The sequence below is a fragment of the Ruegeria sp. H7 genome (assembly GCF_056532945.1).
In genome coordinates this window covers 79,916-100,217 of sequence record NZ_JBQFNZ010000008.1, presented here as the reverse complement: position 1 = coordinate 100,217, position 20,302 = coordinate 79,916, and the positions used below count along the sequence as shown (strand labels likewise).

Here is a 20,302-nt window from a genome sequence, read left to right as displayed (position 1 = left end):
ACGCGGATCAGCGCAAGCGGGATTGTGCGCCTGCGGCAATGCGCGTGCAGAAATCGCAGTTTCGACTGCGAAGTAAGGGTGATTAAAGTTTAATCAGTTTGAAAACTTCGAATATTTTTGCGCGGTCAGCGAACACTGCGCAAAAACCTCGCGTGCTATGTGGGGTTAGTCGGTGAAAACGCGAAGCGCTCGTACTGGCGCTTGTCTACTTTGCGTCGGAATCAAAGGAGTGACCGCAATGATCGAGACACCGTACCTGCTGTTTTTGGGCGATGCGCCCGACCAACTGGCCGCCAAAGTTGCAATCGGAATCCGGGACTGGCGTCCCGAGAACGCCGTTGGCCAATTGCGGATGGATGGCTGCAAGGCCGACCTGGGCATGACTGACATGACGCTGGAAGAAGGCAAGGCCGCCGGTGCCAAGACCCTGGTGATCGGTGTTGCGAACCGTGGCGGCGTGATCAGCCAGGCCTGGAAAGAGGTTCTGATCGCTGCGCTGGAAATGGGTTACGATCTGGCGTCGGGCCTGCACAACCTGCTGCGGGATGAGGGCGATCTGGTCGCAGCGGCGCAGACCCACGGCGGCACATTGCACGACGTTCGTGTACCGACCGTTGGATACCCGATCGCAAATGGCAAAAAGCGCAGCGGCAAGCGCTGCCTTGCCGTCGGAACCGATTGTTCGGCCGGTAAGATGTATACCGCCATGTCCATGGACGCGGAAATGCGCAACCGTGGTATGAAATCGACATTCCGCGCCACTGGTCAGACCGGCATTCTGATCACCGGTCAGGGCGTGCCTCTGGACGCCGTCGTTGCAGACTTCATGGCAGGCTCGGTGGAATATCTGACGCCCGAGAATGATGAGGATCACTGGGATCACATCGAAGGGCAGGGGTCCTTGTTCCATGTCTCGTATTCCGGTGTCACCATGGCCCTGATCCACGGCGGTCAGCCGGATGCCCTGATCCTGTGCCATGAACCCACCCGGACGCATATGCGTGGTCTGCCCGAGTATTCCCTGCCGACGCTGCCGCAGCTGCGCGATACCGCATTGCCGCTGGCACGGGTTGCAAACCCGGACTGTCAGGTGGTCGGCGTGTCGATCAACACCCAGCACCTGAGCGAGGATGAAGCGAAGGCCTATATCGCCAAGGTCGAGGCCGAAATGGGCCTGCCCGCCACTGACCCGTACCGTTTTGGTGCTGGCAAACTGGTGGACGCGCTGGCCGCGCTGTGATCTGAACGGCGCGCCGGAGGCGGGTGTTGATCCGCCTCCGGCGGCCGTATTTTGAACGAGAAGAAGGAGCGGGCGCGTGCAGATTGACGTCTCTCGTGATGTTTTCCGGCTGGCGCAGGTGTTCACCATCTCGCGCGGGTCGCGGACCGAGGCAAAGGTGCTGACGGTACGGCTGTCGGATGGGGCGCATGAAGGCTGGGGCGAATGTGTGCCCTATGCGCGGTATGACGAGACGCTCGAGTCCGTTGAGGCCGAGATTGCCGGGTTGCCTGCGGAGTTCACACGTCAGGCGCTGATGGACCTGTTGCCTGCGGGTGCGGCGCGGAACGCGGTGGATTGCGCGCTGTGGGATCTTGAGGCCAAGCGAGCGGGCAAACGCGCCTGGGATCTGGCCGGATTGCCGGTGCCGGGGGCTGAAATCACCGCTTATACCCTGTCGCTGGACACGCCCGAGGCGATGCAGAAGCAGGCGGCCGAGAATGCGCATCGCCCGTTGTTGAAGATCAAGCTGGGCACCCCGGACGACATGCCCCGGCTGGAAGCCGTGCGCGCGGGCGCGCCGGATGCCAAGATCATCGTGGATGCGAATGAAGGCTGGTCTGCCGAGGTTTACGCCGATCTGGCACCGCATCTGGTGCGTCTGGGTGTGGCGCTGGTCGAGCAGCCTCTGCCCGCCGGTGACGACGACGCGCTGATCGGCATGGAGCGCCCGGTGCCTGTCTGTGCCGATGAATCCTGCCATGACCGGACCAGCCTGCCGAAGCTGAAGGGCAAGTATGATGTGGTCAACATCAAGCTCGACAAGACCGGCGGTCTGACCGAGGCGCTGGCCCTGCGGGAAGCGGCGCTGGCCGAGGGTTATCGCGCGATGGTTGGCTGCATGGTTGGCAGTTCACTGGCGATGGCCCCTGCGACCTTGTTGGCGCAGGGCGCGATGGTAACGGACCTTGACGGCCCGCTGTTGTTGGCCGAAGACCGCGCGACACCGCTGACATTTGATGATGCCGGAGTGCACCCGCCCATGGCGGCACTTTGGGGCTAAGGAGAGATACATGACTCGCACCGTTTACGTGAATGGCGAATACCTGCCCGAGACCGAAGCCAAGGTTTCGATCTTTGACCGTGGTTATCTGTTTGCGGACGCCGTTTACGAAGTGACCAGCATTCTGGACGGCAAGCTGATCGATTTCGAAGGCCACGCCGTGCGCCTCAAGCGGTCCTTGGATGAGCTGGAGATGGCCGAGCCGTGCTCCAAGGAAGAGCTGCTGGAAATTCACCGCAAGCTGGTTGAATTGAACGGCATCGAGGAAGGTCTGGTTTACCTGCAGGTCAGCCGGGGTTCGGATGGCGACCGTGATTTTGTGTTCCCGTCGGCGGATACCAAACCCAGCCTCGTTCTGTTCACGCAGAACAAGCCGGGTCTGGCGGATAGCCCGGCGGCCAAGAAAGGTGCCAAGATCATCTCGATTGATGACCTGCGCTGGGGTCGTCGTGACATCAAGACCGTGCAGCTGCTCTACCCGTCGATGGGCAAGATGATGGCCAAGAAAGCGGGCTGCGACGATGCATGGCTGATCGAGGATGGTTATGTGACCGAAGGCACCAGCAACAACGCCTTTTTCGTCAAGAACGGCAAGATTGTCACCCGTCCGCTGTCCAACGACATCCTGCACGGCATCACCCGCAAGGCCGTGCTGCGCATGGCGGCTGAGGCGCAGATGGAAATCGAAGAGCGTCTGTTCACCATCGACGAGGCCAAAGAGGCGGACGAAGCCTTTACCACCTCGGCCAGCGCCTTTGTCATGCCGGTGATCGAGATTGACGGCGTGACGCTGGGCGACGGGACGCCCGGCCCGGTCGCAAAGCGTCTGCGCGAGATTTATCTGGACGAAAGCCGTAAAGCGGCGATCTAAAGAAAAGGCCCGCCAATCCGGCGGGCCTTATTCGTTTTGGGGGCGTCAGCCTTTCTTGGTGACGTTTTCCTCGAAGGCGACCTTGAAGGCGGCCTGTTTCTCGGGGCTGGCCTCGGTCTGATAGTTGGCTTTCCACTCATCCATGGTCATGCCGTAGAAAATTTCGCGCGCCTCGTCCTTGCCCATTTCGATGCCCTTTTCATTGGCCGCTTCCTGATACCAGCGCGACAGGCAATTTCGGCAGAACCCGGCCAGGTTCATCATGTCGATGTTTTGTACGTCCGTGCGGTCTTCCATCAGGTGCTGCTGCAACCGGCGGAAGGCGGCGGCCTGAAGTTCGATTTCGGTTTGCTTGTCCATAAGTCTGGCTCCGGGTGGTTCTGGTGCGTGTCACACCTGACCTAGCGGTCCGGTGGGGATGTTTCAATAAACAGGATGTCAGACCAGTTTCAGGGCCAGCCACGGGATGATGCAGAAGATCAGGGTGAGGATCTTGTAATTGGCGAGATACCGGAAATACGCCTGTTTCACATCCGCGCGGTCCATCTGGAACATCCGACCGTGAATACCGGCGATCCAGTCCTGCATCAGGACGATCATCATGGTGGTGAACAACAGAATGGCGATATTCAGTGCCGCCATCCAGCCAAAGAAGCTTGTCAGGAACTCTTGAGTCATGCCTGCCTCCTTTCCTTCATTATATGGGGAGGCAGGATCAGGAGTGGAATACCCGTTGAGGATCTGAGGCTAAAGGTCGCTTTCCTCCAGCGCGTCCGTCAGGACAACTGCCAGCCGCTCGGCCCATTCCCGTTGCCCGGCGTGATCCGCGATCAGATCATTGCGCAGTTCGATCAGGGCGTTGGGGCGGCCATGGGTTGTGCAATGCTTGTCAATCGCGTCACCGGGCAGGACCCCGGTATAGGGCTCGTTCACGCCGACGCACAGGTCGTCCTCGGCCTTTAAACGGTCAATCAAAGGACCCGCGAATCGCTCGTCCGGGGTGTGCAGTACGCCAATATGCCAGGGTCGTGGGTCGCGGCCACGCAGTTGGCGGGTGAAGGAATGCATCGACACGACAACCGCATGGGGCAGGGCGGCCAACCGCCCAAGCGCTTCGTGATACGGGCGGTAGCACATGTTCAGGCGACGCTCGCGCTCGGCCGCATCGGCGTGGCGGTTGCCCGGGATGATCGAGCCGTCGTACAGCTTCATCAGCAGGGTCGGGTCATCCTCACCCCGGTTCGGATCGATCACCAGTCGCGAGAAATTGGCGGCGATCACCGGCGCATTCAGGATTTCGCCCAGATGTTTCGATACCTCATAGGCACCGACATCATAGGCGATGTGACGCTCCATATCTTCACGCGGCAGGCCGAGGTCGCCGTCACCCACATCGGGCGGAACGGTATTGGTTGCGTGGTCGCAGGTGATCAGCCAGCGGGACGGGCGATCCTCGCCGTGGATAAAGAACGGAGTGTACGTCATAAGCCTGTCATCAAGTTTGCCGCAGGTGTATGGCAGTTGCTTCGGAAAGGGAATTGCGCAATAAGCAGCCAAGGCAATGTTTGCGGTAACATTGCCCTAACACCGTGGGATCGAGGAGAGCAAGACCAATGCGACGCCTTAGAAATGTGAAAATTGTGGCGACGCTGGGACCGGCGTCCAACGACTATGACACCATTCGTGCCCTGCACGAGGCTGGGGCGGATGTGTTTCGCCTGAACATGAGCCACGGCAGCCACGACGAGATCCGCGAACGGCATCGCATTATCCGTCAGGTGGAAAAGGATCTGGACAGCCCGATTGCGATTCTGGCCGACTTGCAGGGCCCCAAACTGCGCGTCGGCGTATTTGCTAATGATGCCGAGGAACTGGAAGAGGGTGCCGCGTTCCGACTGGACCTTGACCCGCAGGCCGGGGATGCGGCCCGTGTCTGCCTGCCGCACCCCGAGATTTTTGCCGCCCTCGAACCCGGCGCGCGGCTGCTGGTCAATGACGGCAAGATTCGCCTGATCGTCAATGATTGTGGGCAGAACTATGCCAATTGCACGGTTGAGATTGGTGGCACAATCTCGAACCGCAAGGGTGTGAACGTTCCCGATGTCGTGCTGCCGCTGGCCGCGTTGTCGGCCAAGGATCGCGACGATCTGGAATTTGTCTGCCAGCTGGGCGTCGACTGGCTGGCGCTCAGCTTTGTTCAGCGCGCCAAGGACGTGTTCGAGGCGCGCGCGCTGGCGGATGGCCGCGCCGCGATCCTGTCGAAGATCGAAAAGCCCGCCGCCGTGCAGGCCTTTGACGATATTCTGGATGCCTCGGACGGGATCATGGTCGCGCGTGGCGATCTGGGCGTGGAACTGCCGGTCTCGGCGGTGCCTCCGATCCAGAAACGTCTGGTGCGCAAGTGCCGCGGCGCTGCCAAGCCGGTCATCGTCGCCACTCAGATGCTGGAAAGCATGATCGAAAGCCCGATGCCCACCCGCGCCGAGGTTTCGGATGTGGCGACCGCGATCTATGAGGGGACGGACGCAATCATGCTGAGCGCGGAATCCGCCGCAGGCTCGTATCCGATCGAAGCGGTTCAGACCATGAACAAGGTCGCCATCGAGGTCGAGGCCGACCCGACCTATGTGCAGATCATTGCCGCCTCGCGCACGGCCAAGGGCACGACCGTTGCGGATGGCATTGTCGCAGCTGCCCGCGAAATCGCCGAGAAAACGGACATCAAGGCGATCTGCTGCTTTACCCAAAGTGGCACCACAGCCTCATTGACCGCGCGCGAGCGACCCGGTGTGCCGATCATTGCCATGACATCCCAAATGGGCACGGCGCGCAGGCTGTGCCTGAGCTGGGGCTGCAACTGCGTGATGACGCCCGAGTTGCAACGGTTCAAGGGGGCCGTGGTCAACGCCGCACGCGCCGCACGGGCCGGCGGGTTTGCAACGGAAAGCGACCAGATCGTCGTAACCGCCGGTGTGCCCTTTAACGTCCCCGGAACGACAAACATTCTGCGGGTTGCACCATGTGACGAACGGCTGATCTACAGCACCGATCCCGAATAAGCCCGATACAAATCAGCCCCTCAACCCGCCCCGCATCATGCCGGGCGGGCTTGTTTCACCACGCGAATATCGCTGATTTTTAAGCGAAATTTGACCGCTTGGGGCGAATTTTGCAGAATAGAATTCATTTTCTGATGGAAATTTCGGATAAAGACCCTAAGGGCAGTCAAATTCACAAGTTCCAAGTTCCGGCTGCTCTGCCGGGGGCACGGGCCCCGGATAACAACGAAAACGGAGGAACGAGATGACAGCGAAAATTGTCATAGGACTGGACGGGACAGAAACCGGAGAGCGCGCATTGGCCTTCGCCAAAGACCTGGCGGAACGGCTGAATACGTGCGAGCTTTTGGTCGCTTATGTGATCGAATGGTCCCCGTACACATTCCAAACCCCTGAAGAAAACGCACAACGCCACAAACGGCGCGAAGAAGAGGTCGAGCTGGCAACAACCCGCATCGTGACCCCTGCTGTGGACGCGTTGAATGCGGCCGGATTCCAGGCGCATGGCGTCGTGCGGCACGGAGACGTGGCCGAGACGCTGAACAAGATCACTGTCGAAAACGGCGGATCGCAGATTGTGGTTGGCCGCGCTTCGGCTGACGGCATCAAGAAGCGGCTGTTTGGCAGCGCCACGCAGAATCTGGTGATGCATGCCGACGTGCCAGTCACCGTTGTGAACTAAGGGGGTAGAAAATGAAAACCTTCAAATATCTCAGTCTTCTTGTCGTATCAATGCTGGTGGCAGGTGCGGCAACGGCCCAAGAGGCTCCGGGCCTGGACGACAAGATCAATCAGGCCTTCGCCGATGCGACCGGGCCGTTTGTCAGCTTTATCTTCGCGCCGTTCCCGGGAACCGGGTTCCCGTGGATCGTCGGCTGGCTGGTGGTCGCGGCGACCGTGTTCACGCTTTATTTTGCTTTTGTTCAGTTTCGGTTCTTCGGACACTCTATCAGCCTGGTCAAAGGCGACTATTCCGACCCAAACGATGCGGGTGAGGTCAGCCACTTTCAGGCTCTGGCCACAGCCCTGTCGGGTACGGTCGGTCTGGGCAACATCGCCGGTGTGGCCGTTGCCATTGGGATCGGCGGACCGGGCGCGACCTTCTGGATGATCGTCGCGGGCCTTTTGGGCATGGCGTCGAAATTCACCGAATGTACGCTGGGTGTAAAATACCGCAACGAATACGAAGACGGCACCGTTTCGGGTGGCCCGATGTACTATATGTCCAAGGGCTTTGCCGAACTGGGCCTGCCGGGTGGTAAGATTCTGGCGGTTCTGTTCTCGATCTTCTGTATCCTTGGCGCGCTGGGCGGGGGCAACATGTTCCAGGCCAATCAGGCGCATCAGCAGATTGCAGGCATCGTCGGGGACTATCCGGGCTGGATCACCGGTTTGGTCTTTGCGGCCATCGTTTTTGCGGTGATCGTGGGCGGCCTGAAATCCATCGCGCGCGTGACCGAAAAGGTCGTTCCCTTCATGGGTGTCATGTATGTGCTGGCCGCACTGGTCATCATCATCATGCACGCGGATCAGATCGGCTGGGCCTTTGGCCAGATCTTTGCTGGCGCCTTTACCGGCCTCGGTGTTGCCGGCGGCATGGTTGGCGCGCTGATTCAGGGCTTCCGCCGTGCGGCGTTCTCGAACGAAGCGGGCGTTGGTTCGGCTGCGATTGCACACTCGGCTGTGCGGACCAAGGAACCGATCACCGAAGGCTTCGTGTCGCTGCTTGAGCCTTTCATCGATACCGTTGTGATCTGTACCATGACGGCGCTGGTGATCATCATCACCCAGCAGCTGATCGTTGATCCGGCAACCGGAAACTACATGCTGAACGAGGCAGGCAATGCCATCGCAACCGTCGACGGCAACTCGGGCGTCAGCCTGACTTCGGCGGCCTTCGGCAGCGCGTTCAGCTGGTTCCCGTTCATCCTGGCGATTGCTGTGGTGCTGTTTGCCTTCTCGACCATGATCAGCTGGTCCTATTACGGCCTCAAGGCCTGGACCTATCTGTTCGGCGAAGGCCACACCAAGGAACTGGTGTTCAAGATCATCTTCTGCATCTTCGTGGTGATCGGTGCGGCGGCCAATCTTGGCCCGGTCATCGACTTCTCGGATGCGGCGATCTTTGCCATGGCGGTTGTGAACGTCTTTGCGCTGTACTTCCTGATGAAAGTGGTGCGTCAGGAACTGGCGTCCTACGCGGAACGTTTGAAAAGCGGCGAGATCCGCAAATTCGAACACTGACCCAAAGACCGGGGCGGCCTTTGTCGCCCCGGTACGTCGCCAGCCTGCGAAAATCGCAGATTCTGGGCCGAACCCCCTTGCCAGTATGACCGAACTTGCGTAAACGGCGCTTCTGATCGCGTGACCGGCCGAGATGGCATGCCGAGTCGCGTCTGAAACCGAACCCGAAAAAGGAGACGGAAATGCCTAAGATGAAGACCAAATCGAGCGCCAAAAAGCGCTTCAAGGTGACTGCGACCGGTAAGGTCCTTGCTGGCCAGGCCGGCAAACGGCACGGCATGATCAAGCGGACCAAGAAATTCATCCGCGACGCCCGTGGCAACACCACCCTGTCCGCCCCCGACGCCAAGATCGTCAAGGGCTACATGCCCTACGACCGCTAAGAGGAGATTAAGAGATGTCCCGCGTTAAAGGTGGAACCGTAACTCACGCCCGTCACAAGAAGGTCATCAAGGCCGCCAAAGGTTACTATGGCCGCCGCAAGAGCACCTTCAAGGTTGCCCGTCAGGCCGTCGACAAGGCCAACCAGTACGCAACCCGCGACCGCAAGAACCGCAAGCGCAACTTCCGCGCGCTGTGGATCCAGCGTATCAACGCTGCTGTGCGTTCGCATGACGAGGCTCTGACCTATTCCCGCTTCATCAACGGCCTGAACCTGGCCGGTATCGAAGTGGACCGCAAAGTTCTGGCCGACCTGGCCGTGCACGAACCGGAAGCGTTCGGCGCGATCGTTGCCAAAGCACAGGCCGCTCTGGCTGCCTGATCCTCTGAAAAGAGACAGTGAAAAAAGGGCCGTCCCATTTGGGGCGGCTTTTTTGTTTTAGGTAGGAGGGATGTCGGTTTCGAGCCCAACGTGACACATGCTTCGCCTTGCATGAATGGCCGCTTTTGAACCGTGCGTCATTGCCAGTTCAGACCAATCAACCACTCTTTGGCTGCTGTAAACGACGCTCTTGATGTCTGATCCGCATGCGACAACATCCAAACTTCCCTTCTCGGAAGCTTGGCGCAGTTTTTTGGCTCGATTACTCGAAATCTTGAATCGGACAATACGATTGCTCTTGGAAGTAGCGTTTTTCCAATTCCCGCCGCTACGGCCTGAATCGCCGTCTCAACGTCCATTACTCGCAAACCCGCACGCAGGTGTTCTGACCTCGCGGTCCTTTCAAGCCAACGCGCCTGCGGCAGGCGAGAATGTGCCTCGTCGTAGGTGATCCAACCCAATTTCGCACATTGCTCCGGTGAGACAAAACTTGCAGCACAGGCAACGAATGAAATCTCGCCCAGCTTTTGCGCTTTGGTGCGTAGACCCCCATCAGATGGACGTGCAAAGCGAACTGATAGATCGGCCTCACGCTTGGACAAGTTCAGATTGTCCGCACGCGGAACAAGCTCGACGCTGAGGTCTGGATGGAGGCGGGTCAAAAGAGGAAGATGAGGCACCAGAAAACGGTTCACGATAACAGGCACCGCGCTCAGACGTACGGAACCGGTAACCTTGTTTGTGCTTTCGCCTGAAATTGCGCTTATCGCAGCGTGACTCGTCTCGATTTTCTCAGCGTGTGACAGAATGCGCAACGCAGCGTCCGTCGGTTCGAACCGCCCATTTGCGCTACGCAAGAAAAGGGTCGTAGCCAAAGCCTCTTCAAGCGTTTTTATTCGGCGTGCTACCGTTGTATCGCTGACGCCAACCGTCCGCCCTGCTTCGGTCAGTTTTCCTTCGCGATGAAGCGCCAAAAGATACTTTAGATCATTCCAATCATGACTCTGCATTTTTGCAGAGTAAATCTCCAGTATTGCTGACTCAATCTTCGATTTCGATGTGGCAACTATGATTTCACAAATCTGTAGGAGAAAACAATTGAAGTTCATCATCCTGTTTGAAGACGCACCAGACGCTGATCCTGATATCCGCAAAACGCACATGGTTAAGCACCTCGATTTCCTTGAGCAGAACGCAGACAAGATCGAGGCTGCTGGCCCTTTGTCCGACGCCGAAGGTCAAGGGCGCGACGGTTTATGGATTGTGGAAGCAGGCACAGAGGACGAAGTCGATCAACTGGTGCATGATGACCCGTTCTGGCCGACTGGTCTCAGGAAATCGTATTCGATCATAAAATGGAAACAGGTCTATGTTGACGGTGCGCGGTTGATCCATCCGAGCTGAGGCTTAAGCGCTTAAAAAGCGTATAGTAAACATTGGCGTAGCCACAGCGAAAGCTCACTTTGTCCGCATATCGGCCATCAAAACAAAAAAACCGGCGCAGTGGGCGCCGGTTTTCATCGTTGCTTTGCAGCGGTATCTTACCCGAACACACGCCCCAGTGCGCCGTCAACGGCGTCGGTGATCTGGTCGATGTCGTCTGGCGTCGCGATCAGTGCGGGCGAGAAGCACAGGGTGTTGTTGCGGCTCGGGATCGAGCGGTTGGTGACGCCGATGATCACTCCCTGTGCCATGCAGTCGGCTACAACGGCCTGAGCTAACTTCTCGTCCACCGGCTCTTTCGATCCACGATCCGCGACCAATTCAGCGCCCAGGAACAGACCCTTACCGCGCACGTCGCCGATGACTTTGTGCTTTTCCATCAGTGCCTGAAGGTTGCCCATCATCCGGTCGCCCATGGCAGAACAGTTGCCCAGCAGGTTCTCATCCTGAATGATCCGCATGTTCTCGATCGCGGCCGCCGGACCCGCAGTGCAGCCACCAAAGGTCGAGATATCGCGGAAGTAGTTCATCGGGTCCGAGGCATCATCTTTGAACATATCAAAGACTTCCTCGGTAGTGACCATGCAGGCAATCGCCGCATAGCCTGAGGCGACACCCTTTGCCATGGTCACGAAGTCCGGCTTGATGCCATATTGTTGATAGCCGAACCAGGTGCCGGTGCGGCCCACGCCGCAGACCACCTCATCGATATGCAGCAGCACGTCGTATTTCTTGCAGATTTCCTGCACGCGCGGCCAGTAGCCCTCGGGCGCTTCGATCACGCCGCCTCCAGCGGTTACCGGCTCAAGGCACAGGGCACCCACTGTGTCGGGACCTTCGCGCAGAATGACCTCTTCGATCTGATTGGCAGCCCATTCGCCGAAATTCTCTTCGGGCGCGCCATCCAACTCATGCTTGCGGTATTCCATGCAATGGGGCACACGCACGAAATCGGGTGCGAAAGGACCGTATTGCGCCGTACGTTCGTCCTGACCGCCCGCCGACATGGTTGCCAGGGTCGAGCCGTGATAGTCGCGATCGCGATACAAGATTTTGGTCTTCTTGCCGCCATAACGCTTGTGGGCGATCTGACGAACTATCTTGAAGGCTTTCTCGTTCGCTTCCGAGCCCGAGTTGGTGTAATATACGCGGCTCATGCCGGGCATCTTGTCGATCAGGTTTTCGGCAAAGATCGACCCGGGAATCGAGCCCGCCGAGTTCGCGAAATAGCACAGCTTCATCAGCTGATCGTAAACCGCTTTCGCGATGGACTCGCGGCCATAGCCGACGTTGACTGTCCAGACCCCGCCTGAAACAGCGTCCAAGTGTTCTTTACCCTTCTGATCCCAGACACGCATGCCTTTGCCCTCGACAATGATGCGTGGATCACTTGTTTCCAGTGGCTTATGCTGGAACAGGTGATGCCAGATATGGGCGCGGTCGGCTTCGACGACGCGGGAGAGATCGTTTTCGTTGAACGTGCCGTCCATGACATGTCCTTTCAATGAAGTGCTTCGCGCGGGACACAGGCGTCCACGCCCGGTCGGTTGTTTGAGATGCTCTAGATCACCGCGAATGGCCAGTTTGAGATAGGGCCAGATCATATCATACCTTATTGCCAGACGGGATCGGTGTCGTAGTTTTACGGATTTGTCAGGATGGCGACTTTGTGATCAAGTCGCCCAAACGGTTTATGGGGAGATAGCCGATGTCAGCCAGCATATATGACGATCATCTGGACAAGTGCCGAGCGAATTACACGCCCTTGTCACCGCTGAGCTTTATCGAACGCGCCGCGCAGGTTTACCCCGATTACCCCTCGGTCGTGTATGGCGAACGCCGCTATACATGGGTCGAAACCTACGCACGCTGCCGCCGTCTGGCGGGTGCGCTGTCCGCGCGGGGGATCGGGCGCGGGGATACAGTGTCGATCATCGCGGCCAATATCCCCGAGCTTTACGAGGCGCATTTTGCCATCCCCATGGCTGGCGCGGTTCTGAACGCGATCAATACGCGGCTGGATGCGGCCATCATCGCCTTCATCCTAAACCATGCCGAGGCCAAGGTGCTGCTGGTCGATCCTGAATTCTCGGCTGTGGTCAAAGAGGCGTTGCAACAGGTCGATCACGATCTACTGGTCGTGGACATTGAAGACCCGAGTTTCGAGGGCGGTGAGCGTCTGGGCGATCTGACCTATGACACTCTGCAATCCGAGGGTGACCCGGAGTTCGACTGGTCACTACCTGCCGATGAATGGGATGCGATCACGCTGAACTACACCTCGGGCACGACGGGCAACCCGAAAGGCGTCGTCTACCATCACCGGGGGGCGGCGCTGAACGCGCAGTCGGACCTGCTGGACTGGGATATGCCCAAGCATTCGGTCTATCTTTGGACTCTGCCGATGTTTCACTGCAACGGCTGGTGCTTCCCCTGGGCAATGGCGGCCAATGCAGGTGTTTCGGTCTGCCTGCGCGCGGTCCGGGCCGAGCCGATTTATGCCGCATTCCGGGACGAGAAAGTGACCCATTTCTGCGGCGCGCCGATTGTGCTGAACATGCTGGCCCACGCGCCGGATCATCTGAAGGACTTCGAGCACCAGATCAAGGTGATGACCGCAGGCGCCCCGCCGCCCGCCGCCGTGATCGAAGCGATGGAGGCGATGGGCGTCGAGGTGACTCATGTCTACGGCCTGACGGAAACCTACGGCCCCTCGGTCGTCTGTGCGTGGAAAGAGGAATGGAATGACAAAAGCCCCGAGGAACGCGCTGTTCTGAAAGTACGGCAGGGGGTGCGCTATACCGCGCTGTCCGGGCTGATGGTCGCCGACCCCGATACCTTGCAGCCGGTGCCTTCTGATGGCGAGACGATGGGTGAGATATTCATGCAGGGGAATGTGGTGATGAAGGGGTATCTGAAAAATCCCGACGCCACCGACGCGGCCTTCAACGGCGGATGGTTTGCCTCAGGCGATTTGGGGGTGATGCATCCGGATGGCTATATCGCCATCAAGGACCGGTCCAAGGATATCATCATTTCGGGGGGCGAAAATATCTCGTCCGTCGAAGTGGAGGGCATCCTATATAAGCATCCGGCGGTGATGGAGGCCGCCGTGGTGGCACGCCCCGATGACAAATGGGGCGAAACGCCGTGTGCCTTTGTGGAACTCAAACCCGACACATCCGCGACCGAGGCCGAGTTGATTGCGTTCTGCCGGGACAACATGGCCCATTTCAAAGCGCCCAAGACAGTGGTGTTCGGCGCATTGCCCAAGACATCCACCGGCAAGATCCAAAAATTCGTACTGCGGGATCAGGCGCGCACGTTGGGTTAGGCTTTGTCGAAAATCGACAGGTCCAGTTCCAACAGCTCTCCCATCCAAAACGCATGGTCGCGGTGATCGGCCAGGTGATCTCCGGTTTCGGGATGGGTGAATACGGTCAGGCCTTGCCGGTTGAGCATCAGCCACGGGATGACCTGATCGAATGCGTCGGCGGCAAAGCCCAACTGGCAACTCCAGCGGGGGTGCGGGCCAACATTGCGGGCGTGCATGCGGCCCTTCTGCACGGGGAACAGGCGCGCGGCCTCTTCGCAGATGCGCTGGGCGGTGTCTTGCGTCTGCGCGTCGAAATAGACATGCGCGTGATAGCCGGTGATCTCGGACATTGGGACCTCGTTCTTGGCGGATTGCGTCAAGGTATGAGCGCGCCGAGAGGATTGATACCCGTACGCGCACACAGAATATGTGCGCTATGTTTCGGGCTGGTGCTGGTCCGGGTGCGCGGCCTGAAAAGCCGGAAGGGTTGCGCACGCGGCCTCGACATCCAGCAGGCGTGGCATATCCGACAGATCCACCTGCCAGCGGCGCGCGTTGTATAGCTGTGGGATCAGGCACAGATCGGCCAGCCCGGGCCGGGATCCGGTGCAGTAGGGGGCTTGCTGGAACCCGCCCAGCAGAGCCTCAAACGCCAGCAGACCAGGCCGGATAAATCGTTTCATCCAATCGCCCGGCATACCGTCGATGCCGCCGCTGAGTTGCGTGGCATACTGTGCCACGGACAGGTTGCAGACCGGATGAATATCGATGGCAATGCTGTGCGCCAATGCTTGCGCCTTGGCACGCTCGGCCGGGTCGTCAGGCAAGAGGCGCAGCCCACGGGTCTGATCCAGATACTCGATAATGGCCAGTGACTGGGTCAGACGTGCGCCATCGATCTCGAGCACAGGTACAAGCCCTTGCGGGTTGCGGGCCAGATGGGTGTCCGAGCGCTGCTCGGCGCTGGTCAGATCAACCGAAACGGCGCGGTAGGCTATCCCAGCGAGGTTCAGGGCGATCCGCACCCGGTAACTGGCCGAGGACCGCCAGTAGTCATAAAGAACAGTGCCAGTCACGCGGATCCCCCAATAAGCGGCTTGTCAGGACCCTTTGAGCGTTGCCGCCCGGATTGCCTGCGACAACACTGTGCCATCACCGATATGATTGGCCAAGACCAACACCAGCCGTGCATTCAGCGCATCGCTGGCTGCCTTGTCCAGACCGTCATGGGCGGCCAGAAGATCGGCATAGAACGCATCCGGGTCGTCAAGGTTCGGGGCCAGGGTTACATCCGTCATCTTGCTTACTCCTTACCACAGGCGCGGCGAATGGCCTGCCGGAATGCGTTTTCTTCGAAACTGTCGCGGCGCGCAGCGATGTGCTGATCGGGGCGGATCAGATAAACCGCGCCGGTCGCATTGCCCAGAAAGGCGCGTTTCAGCGCCAGCGACGGATCGTCTTTGACCGACAGTGCCAGACGCGTGACCTCGATCCCGTCTACTTCGAGTGTCTCGGGCGCTTCGGCATCAATCGTCAGCAGGGTGAATCCGTCGGTTAGTTTTGGCAGCAAGAACCCATCGCCCAACGGCACATCCGGACAGGCCGAGCCCGGACGGGTAAGCGCTGGCCCATCCAACGCATCGGCCGAGTTCAGCGCGGACCCGTCATAAGTGCACGGCTGGCTCAATCGGCCTGAATTCACCAGCGGGCGTGCGAAGTCATGGACCTCGCTCAGGTCCAGCACGGCATCGCGCAACAGGCGGGACATGTCGGACTTGGGCGTGATGAATTCCGTGGACTGGCTGGATTTGCGCAGGTTTTCATCAGCGCCCTGCGCCCGTTCACCGACATAGCTGTCCAGCAGGGTTTCGGGGGCCTTGCCGTCCATCACAAGTTTCAGTTTCCAGCACAGGTTGTCGATATCCTGAATGCCGGAATTGGCGCCCATCGCGCCAAACGGGCTGACCTGATGTGCGCTGTCACCGGCAAACAGAACCCGATCTTTGCGGAAACTCTCCATCCGGCGGCACTGGAACGTGTAGATCGAGACCCATTCAAGCTGAAATTCAACGTCATCCCCCAACATCGCCTTCAGGCGTGGGATCACGTTTTCGGGGCGTTTTTCTGTTTCGGGATCAATGTCGTTGCCCAATTGCAGATCGATCCGCCAGACATTGTCTGGCTGCTTGTGCAACAGTGCGGATTGGCCCCGGTTGAACGGTGGGTCAAACCAGAACCAACGCTCGGACGGGAAATCAGCCTCCATGATCACATCGGCGATCAGGAAGTTATCCTCGAACACGCGCCCGTCGAAATCGATGCCCAGCATCTGCCGGGTCGGAGATTTGGCCCCGTCGCAGGCAATCAGCCAGTCGGCCTCGACAACATAGGGGCCTTCGGGCGTTGCGACTTCCAGCCGGACGTGATCGTCATGGGTGCCAATGGCCTCGACCTTGTTGCCGCCCCGCAGGTCGATCGGCGCGCCGCTGGCCTGCAGGTCGCGCACGCGCGCCACAAGGAACTCTTCCAGATAATATTGCTGCAGGTTGATAAAGGCGGGGTTGGCCGCGCCTTTTTCGGGTTGGACGTCGAAGGTATAAACCTCGCGCGTGTCAAAGAAGACCTTGCCCTGATCCCATTGCACGCCCTTGTCCAAAATCGGGCGCGCACATCCCAGCCGGTTGGCGATATCCAGGGTGCGCTGCGAGAAACAGATGGCGCGGCTGCCGAAACTGACCTTGTCGTTTTCGTCCAGAACCACAACTTCGACGCCATGTTGCGCCAGATCGATGGCGGCGGCCAACCCGACCGGACCCGCCCCGATCACGATAACCTTGTGACGGGTCGGAACAGCGGAATCCTGGTCCGAACTGCGCTCATAGGCGTAAAGCGGAAAGTCGAATATCTTGTTCATGGGCAACCCCCAATCCTGATCTGTCGATGACCCGCGCCGTGACTGTTGCTGGCGGGTATTGGGGGCATCGTCTCATCGATTCTGGTGGCGCAAAACGATCTGGATCAAATGCGGCGGAATGCCCCGGGTCGTGTCGCAAAGGCCCGCGCCGAGGTGCCGGTGGCGCGTGTCGGACGCCTCCGGCGGGAGTATTTTTGAAAAGATGAAGCCTGCAGCGTCATGTTTTATACGGGGTTTCCAGGGCGGGCAGGACGGTGCCGGTGCAATCCCCGAAGCCGATTGTGAACCCGTCCCCTTTGGCGCTGCCTTTCAGGGTCAGCGTGTCGCCGTCTTCGATAAAGGATCGGGTTTCTCCGGTGTCCAGCGTCATCGGCTCCTTGCCGCCCCAGCTTAGTTCCAGCAGCGAGCCGCGATTTTCCTTTTCGGGGCCCGAGATCGTGCCGGACCCCAGCAGATCGCCCGTGTTCATCGGGCAGCCCGAGGTCGTGTGATGCGCCAGTTGTTGCGCGGCGGAATAGTACATTTCCTTGTAATTGGTCCGCGCGATGGTGGTTGCGGTCTGACCTTCGGGCGCAAGCGTGACCTCAAGATCCAGATCGTACAGCATCGGGCCGCAGTCCTTCAGGTGATCCAGCAATTCGAACTCGCGGTCCGGCGTGTCGCACCGGAAAGGTTCGAGCGCGGCTTTGGTGACAATCCATGGGCTGATCGAGGTGGCCGTGGCCTTGGCCTGAAAGGGACCGAGGGGCTGATACTCCCACGCCTGAATATCGCGGGCTGACCAGTCGTTCAGCAGGACGTAGCCGAAGATATGATCTTCCGCCTGCTGGACCGAGATTGGGCCGTCTGACGGCGTGCCGACGATGGCGCCCATCTCCAGCTCGATATCAAAGCGGCGGCTCGGCAGGAAGGCAGGCAGCTCCTGATCAGGTGATTTCAACTGACCCCACGGGCGGCGTATGTCCGTGCCCGATACGACCACCGATGAGGCACGGCCATTATACCCGATGGGCAGGTGCAGCCAGTTCGGCGGCAGCGCGTTTTCCGGCCCCCGGAACATGGTGCCGACGTTGAAGGCGTGGTGGCGGCCAGCGTAGAAATCGGTGTATTCGCTGACTGCGAAGGGCATTAAGAGTTCAACATCGCTTGCGTCAAACAGGAATGGTTCGATTTCTTGCTGGTAGGGTGATCCATCTCGAAGCATCTCAATGAGCTTCGTCCGAAATTGTTGCCAAACTTCAGGTCCTAGCTCCATAAACTCGTTCCAATAGCCATGATTGAAAACGGTATCTGAAGAGTATGAGAAGTATTCCTCCTCCAGCTCTGTAACGTTCAGTATCTTGTCCCCAATAGCCACTCCGCAATACGGTGTTTCAGGCATGTGCTGCGGATCGTTTGGGCACCAAAACACCCCATAGGGCAGGTTGTTCAGCGGAAACGGGTGGGCCGGATCGTTGGCCGAAGTCACCCAGGATTTCATCAATGGCATGTTGTCTCCAAATATCTGACCCGAAACCGGCTTACTTCTTGCCCGGCGTTCCGTCGAATTTCTTTTCCAGCGAGGTCCAGCAGTCGATGTAATCATCCTGCAATGGGGCCTCTTTGGCTGCAAACTCGGTCAGATGCTGCGGGAAGCGTGTTTCGAACATGAAGGACATGGTGTGATCCAGCTTGTCCGGCCCCAGATTGGCGTTCGAGGCTTTGTCGAACGCCTCGCGGTCCGGTCCATGCGGGATCATCATGTTGTGCAGGCTCATGCCTCCGGGAACAAAGCCCTGCGGCTTGGCGTCATACTGGCCGTAAATGTTGCCCATCAACTCGGACATGATGTTCTTGTGATACCAGGGCGGGCGGAACGTATCCTCGGCCACCATCCAGCGTTCACGGAACAGGACAAAGTCGATATTGGCCGTACCCGGCTGGCCCGAAGGTGCAGTCAGGACGGTAAAGATCGACGGGTCCGGGTGGTCGAACAGGATGGCGCCAACCGGGCAGTAGGTGCGCAGATCGTATTTGTAGGGCGCGTAATTGCCGTGCCATGCGACCACGTCCAGCGGGCTGTGGCCAATCTTGGTGACGTGGAACTGCCCGCACCATTTGATGGTCACGGTCGAGGGCACCTCGCGATCTTCGAACGCAGCGACCGGAGCCTTGAAGTCACGCGGATTGGCCATGCAGTTTGCACCGATGGGGCCACGGCCCGGCAATTCGAACTTCTGCCCATAGTTTTCGCACACAAAGCCGCGTGCCGGGCCCTCCAGAACCTCGACCCGGTACAGCAGGCCGCGCGGCAGGATGGCGATTTCCTTGGGCTCCAGATCGATGATCCCCAATTCGGTCGCAAAGCGCAGGCGGCCTTCCTGCGGCACCACCAAAAGCTCGGAATCAGCCGAGAAGAAATATTCATCCACCATCGACTCGGTCACCAGATAGATATGGCTGGCCATGCCGACCTGAGTGTTCACGTCCCCGGCGGTGGTCATCGTGTGCATCCCGGTCAACCAGGTCAGGCCCTGTTCAGAATGCGGAACCGGGTCCCAGCGGTACTGGCCCAGGCTGATCACATCAGGATCGATGCAGGGGGCCGATTTCCAGTACGGCAGGTCAATCTTCTCGTACCGGTGCGAGTGTTTGACCGATGGCCGAATGCGGTAGCACCACGTCCGCTCGGGCGGGTTGGCGGTGAAGGCGGTGCCGCTGAGCTGCTCGCCATAAAGGCCATAATTGCAGCGCTGCGGGCTGTTCATGCCCTGGGGCAGCGCGTCGGGCAGTGCCTCGGTCTCAAAGTCGTTTCCAAAGCCGGGCATATAGCCCGAATGGGTGCCAACCGGCGTGCTGGCCTGGGTCAGGCGGTGTGGATCAGTCGGACGATTCATCGCGTGTTCCTCCGTTTGCTGCTTGTCGGATAATAGTTGATTTTGTAACTAACAAGAATGACAAACGATGATTTCAGCAAAAAAGATGCCTTTGATCTGCAGAATTTCCTGCCCTTCCTGTTGAATCAGGCGGCTGAGGAGGCCTCGTTGGATTTTCAGAAGATCTACAAGGGTCGGTATGGGATGCTGCGCACCGAATGGCGGGTTCTGTTTCACTTGGGAATGTTTGGCACTTTGACCGCCAAGGACATCGGGGATCGCGCCAAGCTGCATAAAACCAAGATCAGCCGCGCCGTTGGGAAACTGGAAGCACGGCGTTATCTGAAACGGACGCGGGATGAACAGGACAGGCGTGTGGAATGGCTGACGCTGACGCCGATGGGCGAAACGGTATATCGCGAACTCAGCGGTGTTGCCCGGGAATACGATGCCAGGCTGGCCGGCCCCTTCGATGCGGCCGAGACCGCCCTGTTGCGTAAAATGCTCAGGCGTCTGGCCGGAATGGATTGACCTCTGGTACTATCGCATGACCGA

The 20,302-nt window shown here is 59.0% G+C and carries 22 protein-coding genes; 11 read left to right on the top strand and 11 right to left on the bottom strand.

What is annotated here, in order from left to right:
* Positions 1 to 238: 238 nt before the first annotated feature.
* From dgcN to ACR0AC_RS16945, 3 genes are all read left to right on the top strand, one after another.
* Entirely contained in the window at positions 239 to 1,240 is a 1,002-nt protein-coding gene (gene dgcN, locus ACR0AC_RS16955) for an N-acetyltransferase DgcN (protein WP_170520096.1), read from the top strand.
* 76 nt (positions 1,241 to 1,316) lie between these two features.
* Positions 1,317 to 2,282, top strand: coding sequence for an N-acetyl-D-Glu racemase DgcA (gene dgcA / locus ACR0AC_RS16950; RefSeq protein ID WP_170520099.1), 966 nt, complete (start codon positions 1,317 to 1,319; stop codon positions 2,280 to 2,282).
* A gap of 10 nt (positions 2,283 to 2,292) precedes the next feature.
* A complete protein-coding gene (locus ACR0AC_RS16945; protein WP_170520102.1) occupies positions 2,293 to 3,153 on the top strand; it encodes a D-amino-acid transaminase in 861 nt (286 codons plus the stop codon).
* Positions 3,154 to 3,198: 45 nt separating this feature from the next.
* Here the strand turns inward: ACR0AC_RS16945 and ACR0AC_RS16940 are convergent, their stop codons facing one another.
* From ACR0AC_RS16940 to ACR0AC_RS16930, 3 genes are all read right to left on the bottom strand, one after another.
* A complete protein-coding gene (locus ACR0AC_RS16940) occupies positions 3,199 to 3,513 on the bottom strand; it encodes a DUF1244 domain-containing protein (protein WP_170454804.1) in 315 nt (104 codons plus the stop codon).
* 78 nt (positions 3,514 to 3,591) lie between these two features.
* Complete coding sequence (locus ACR0AC_RS16935) at positions 3,592 to 3,831, bottom strand: DUF6868 family protein (protein ID WP_480585227.1); 240 nt, start codon at positions 3,829 to 3,831, stop codon at positions 3,592 to 3,594.
* A 69-nt stretch (positions 3,832 to 3,900) separates the two neighbouring features.
* Entirely contained in the window at positions 3,901 to 4,638 is a 738-nt protein-coding gene (locus tag ACR0AC_RS16930; protein WP_480585230.1) for an N-formylglutamate amidohydrolase, read from the bottom strand.
* Between the two features lie 128 nt (positions 4,639 to 4,766).
* On the opposite strand from ACR0AC_RS16930, the gene pyk reads away from it, so the two are divergent.
* From pyk to rplT, 5 genes are all read left to right on the top strand, one after another.
* Positions 4,767 to 6,212: a pyruvate kinase gene (pyk, locus tag ACR0AC_RS16925; protein WP_480585233.1), complete on the top strand. Its 1,446-nt coding sequence runs from the start codon at positions 4,767 to 4,769 to the stop codon at positions 6,210 to 6,212.
* Positions 6,213 to 6,456: 244 nt separating this feature from the next.
* Entirely contained in the window at positions 6,457 to 6,894 is a 438-nt protein-coding gene (locus ACR0AC_RS16920; RefSeq protein WP_170454796.1) for a universal stress protein, read from the top strand.
* Positions 6,895 to 6,905: 11 nt separating this feature from the next.
* On the top strand, positions 6,906 to 8,456 hold the full coding sequence (locus ACR0AC_RS16915) for an alanine/glycine:cation symporter family protein (RefSeq protein WP_170520119.1): 1,551 nt from the start codon (positions 6,906 to 6,908) through the stop codon (positions 8,454 to 8,456).
* 182 nt (positions 8,457 to 8,638) lie between these two features.
* On the top strand, positions 8,639 to 8,839 hold the full coding sequence (rpmI, locus tag ACR0AC_RS16910; RefSeq protein ID WP_010443552.1) for a 50S ribosomal protein L35: 201 nt from the start codon (positions 8,639 to 8,641) through the stop codon (positions 8,837 to 8,839).
* A 14-nt stretch (positions 8,840 to 8,853) separates the two neighbouring features.
* On the top strand, positions 8,854 to 9,219 hold the full coding sequence (rplT, locus tag ACR0AC_RS16905; protein ID WP_008756009.1) for a 50S ribosomal protein L20: 366 nt from the start codon (positions 8,854 to 8,856) through the stop codon (positions 9,217 to 9,219).
* Positions 9,220 to 9,356: 137 nt separating this feature from the next.
* Here rplT and ACR0AC_RS16900 read toward each other — a convergent pair whose 3' ends face one another.
* A complete protein-coding gene (locus ACR0AC_RS16900; protein ID WP_480874962.1) occupies positions 9,357 to 10,328 on the bottom strand; it encodes a LysR family transcriptional regulator in 972 nt (323 codons plus the stop codon).
* On the opposite strand from ACR0AC_RS16900, the gene ACR0AC_RS16895 reads away from it, so the two are divergent.
* A complete protein-coding gene (locus tag ACR0AC_RS16895; protein ID WP_170454790.1) occupies positions 10,318 to 10,623 on the top strand; it encodes a YciI family protein in 306 nt (101 codons plus the stop codon). The genes ACR0AC_RS16900 and ACR0AC_RS16895 overlap by 11 nt on opposite strands.
* Before the next feature lie 137 nt (positions 10,624 to 10,760).
* Here the strand turns inward: ACR0AC_RS16895 and ACR0AC_RS16890 are convergent, their stop codons facing one another.
* Complete coding sequence (locus tag ACR0AC_RS16890) at positions 10,761 to 12,152, bottom strand: aminotransferase class III-fold pyridoxal phosphate-dependent enzyme (protein WP_170520125.1); 1,392 nt, start codon at positions 12,150 to 12,152, stop codon at positions 10,761 to 10,763.
* A gap of 218 nt (positions 12,153 to 12,370) precedes the next feature.
* Here ACR0AC_RS16890 and ACR0AC_RS16885 point away from each other — a divergent pair, with 218 nt between their 5' ends.
* Entirely contained in the window at positions 12,371 to 13,996 is a 1,626-nt protein-coding gene (locus ACR0AC_RS16885) for an acyl-CoA synthetase (protein WP_480874958.1), read from the top strand.
* Here the strand turns inward: ACR0AC_RS16885 and ACR0AC_RS16880 are convergent.
* The 6 genes from ACR0AC_RS16880 to hmgA form a co-directional block, all read right to left on the bottom strand.
* Positions 13,993 to 14,328, bottom strand: a complete 336-nt coding sequence (locus tag ACR0AC_RS16880) for a DOPA 4,5-dioxygenase family protein (RefSeq protein WP_170454785.1) — start codon at positions 14,326 to 14,328, stop codon at positions 13,993 to 13,995. The genes ACR0AC_RS16885 and ACR0AC_RS16880 overlap by 4 nt on opposite strands.
* Positions 14,329 to 14,412: 84 nt before the next feature.
* Positions 14,413 to 15,054, bottom strand: a complete 642-nt coding sequence (gene maiA / locus ACR0AC_RS16875; protein WP_170454783.1) for a maleylacetoacetate isomerase — start codon at positions 15,052 to 15,054, stop codon at positions 14,413 to 14,415.
* Positions 15,055 to 15,078: 24 nt separating this feature from the next.
* The gene (locus tag ACR0AC_RS16870) at positions 15,079 to 15,276 is read right to left on the bottom strand and encodes a DUF2783 domain-containing protein (protein ID WP_170454781.1); all 198 of its coding nucleotides are present in this window, start codon (positions 15,274 to 15,276) and stop codon (positions 15,079 to 15,081) included.
* Positions 15,277 to 15,281: 5 nt separating this feature from the next.
* Positions 15,282 to 16,892, bottom strand: a complete 1,611-nt coding sequence (locus ACR0AC_RS16865; RefSeq protein ID WP_480874954.1) for an FAD-dependent oxidoreductase — start codon at positions 16,890 to 16,892, stop codon at positions 15,282 to 15,284.
* Between the two features lie 217 nt (positions 16,893 to 17,109).
* Positions 17,110 to 18,381, bottom strand: a complete 1,272-nt coding sequence (fahA, locus tag ACR0AC_RS16860; RefSeq protein ID WP_480874951.1) for a fumarylacetoacetase — start codon at positions 18,379 to 18,381, stop codon at positions 17,110 to 17,112.
* Between the two features lie 31 nt (positions 18,382 to 18,412).
* On the bottom strand, positions 18,413 to 19,768 hold the full coding sequence (hmgA, locus tag ACR0AC_RS16855) for a homogentisate 1,2-dioxygenase (protein ID WP_480874948.1): 1,356 nt from the start codon (positions 19,766 to 19,768) through the stop codon (positions 18,413 to 18,415).
* Between the two features lie 57 nt (positions 19,769 to 19,825).
* Here hmgA and ACR0AC_RS16850 point away from each other — a divergent pair, with 57 nt between their 5' ends.
* Positions 19,826 to 20,278 (top strand): MarR family winged helix-turn-helix transcriptional regulator, encoded by a 453-nt coding sequence (locus ACR0AC_RS16850; RefSeq protein WP_170454773.1) that lies wholly within the window; start codon positions 19,826 to 19,828, stop codon positions 20,276 to 20,278.
* The last annotated feature ends 24 nt before the right edge of the window (positions 20,279 to 20,302 follow it).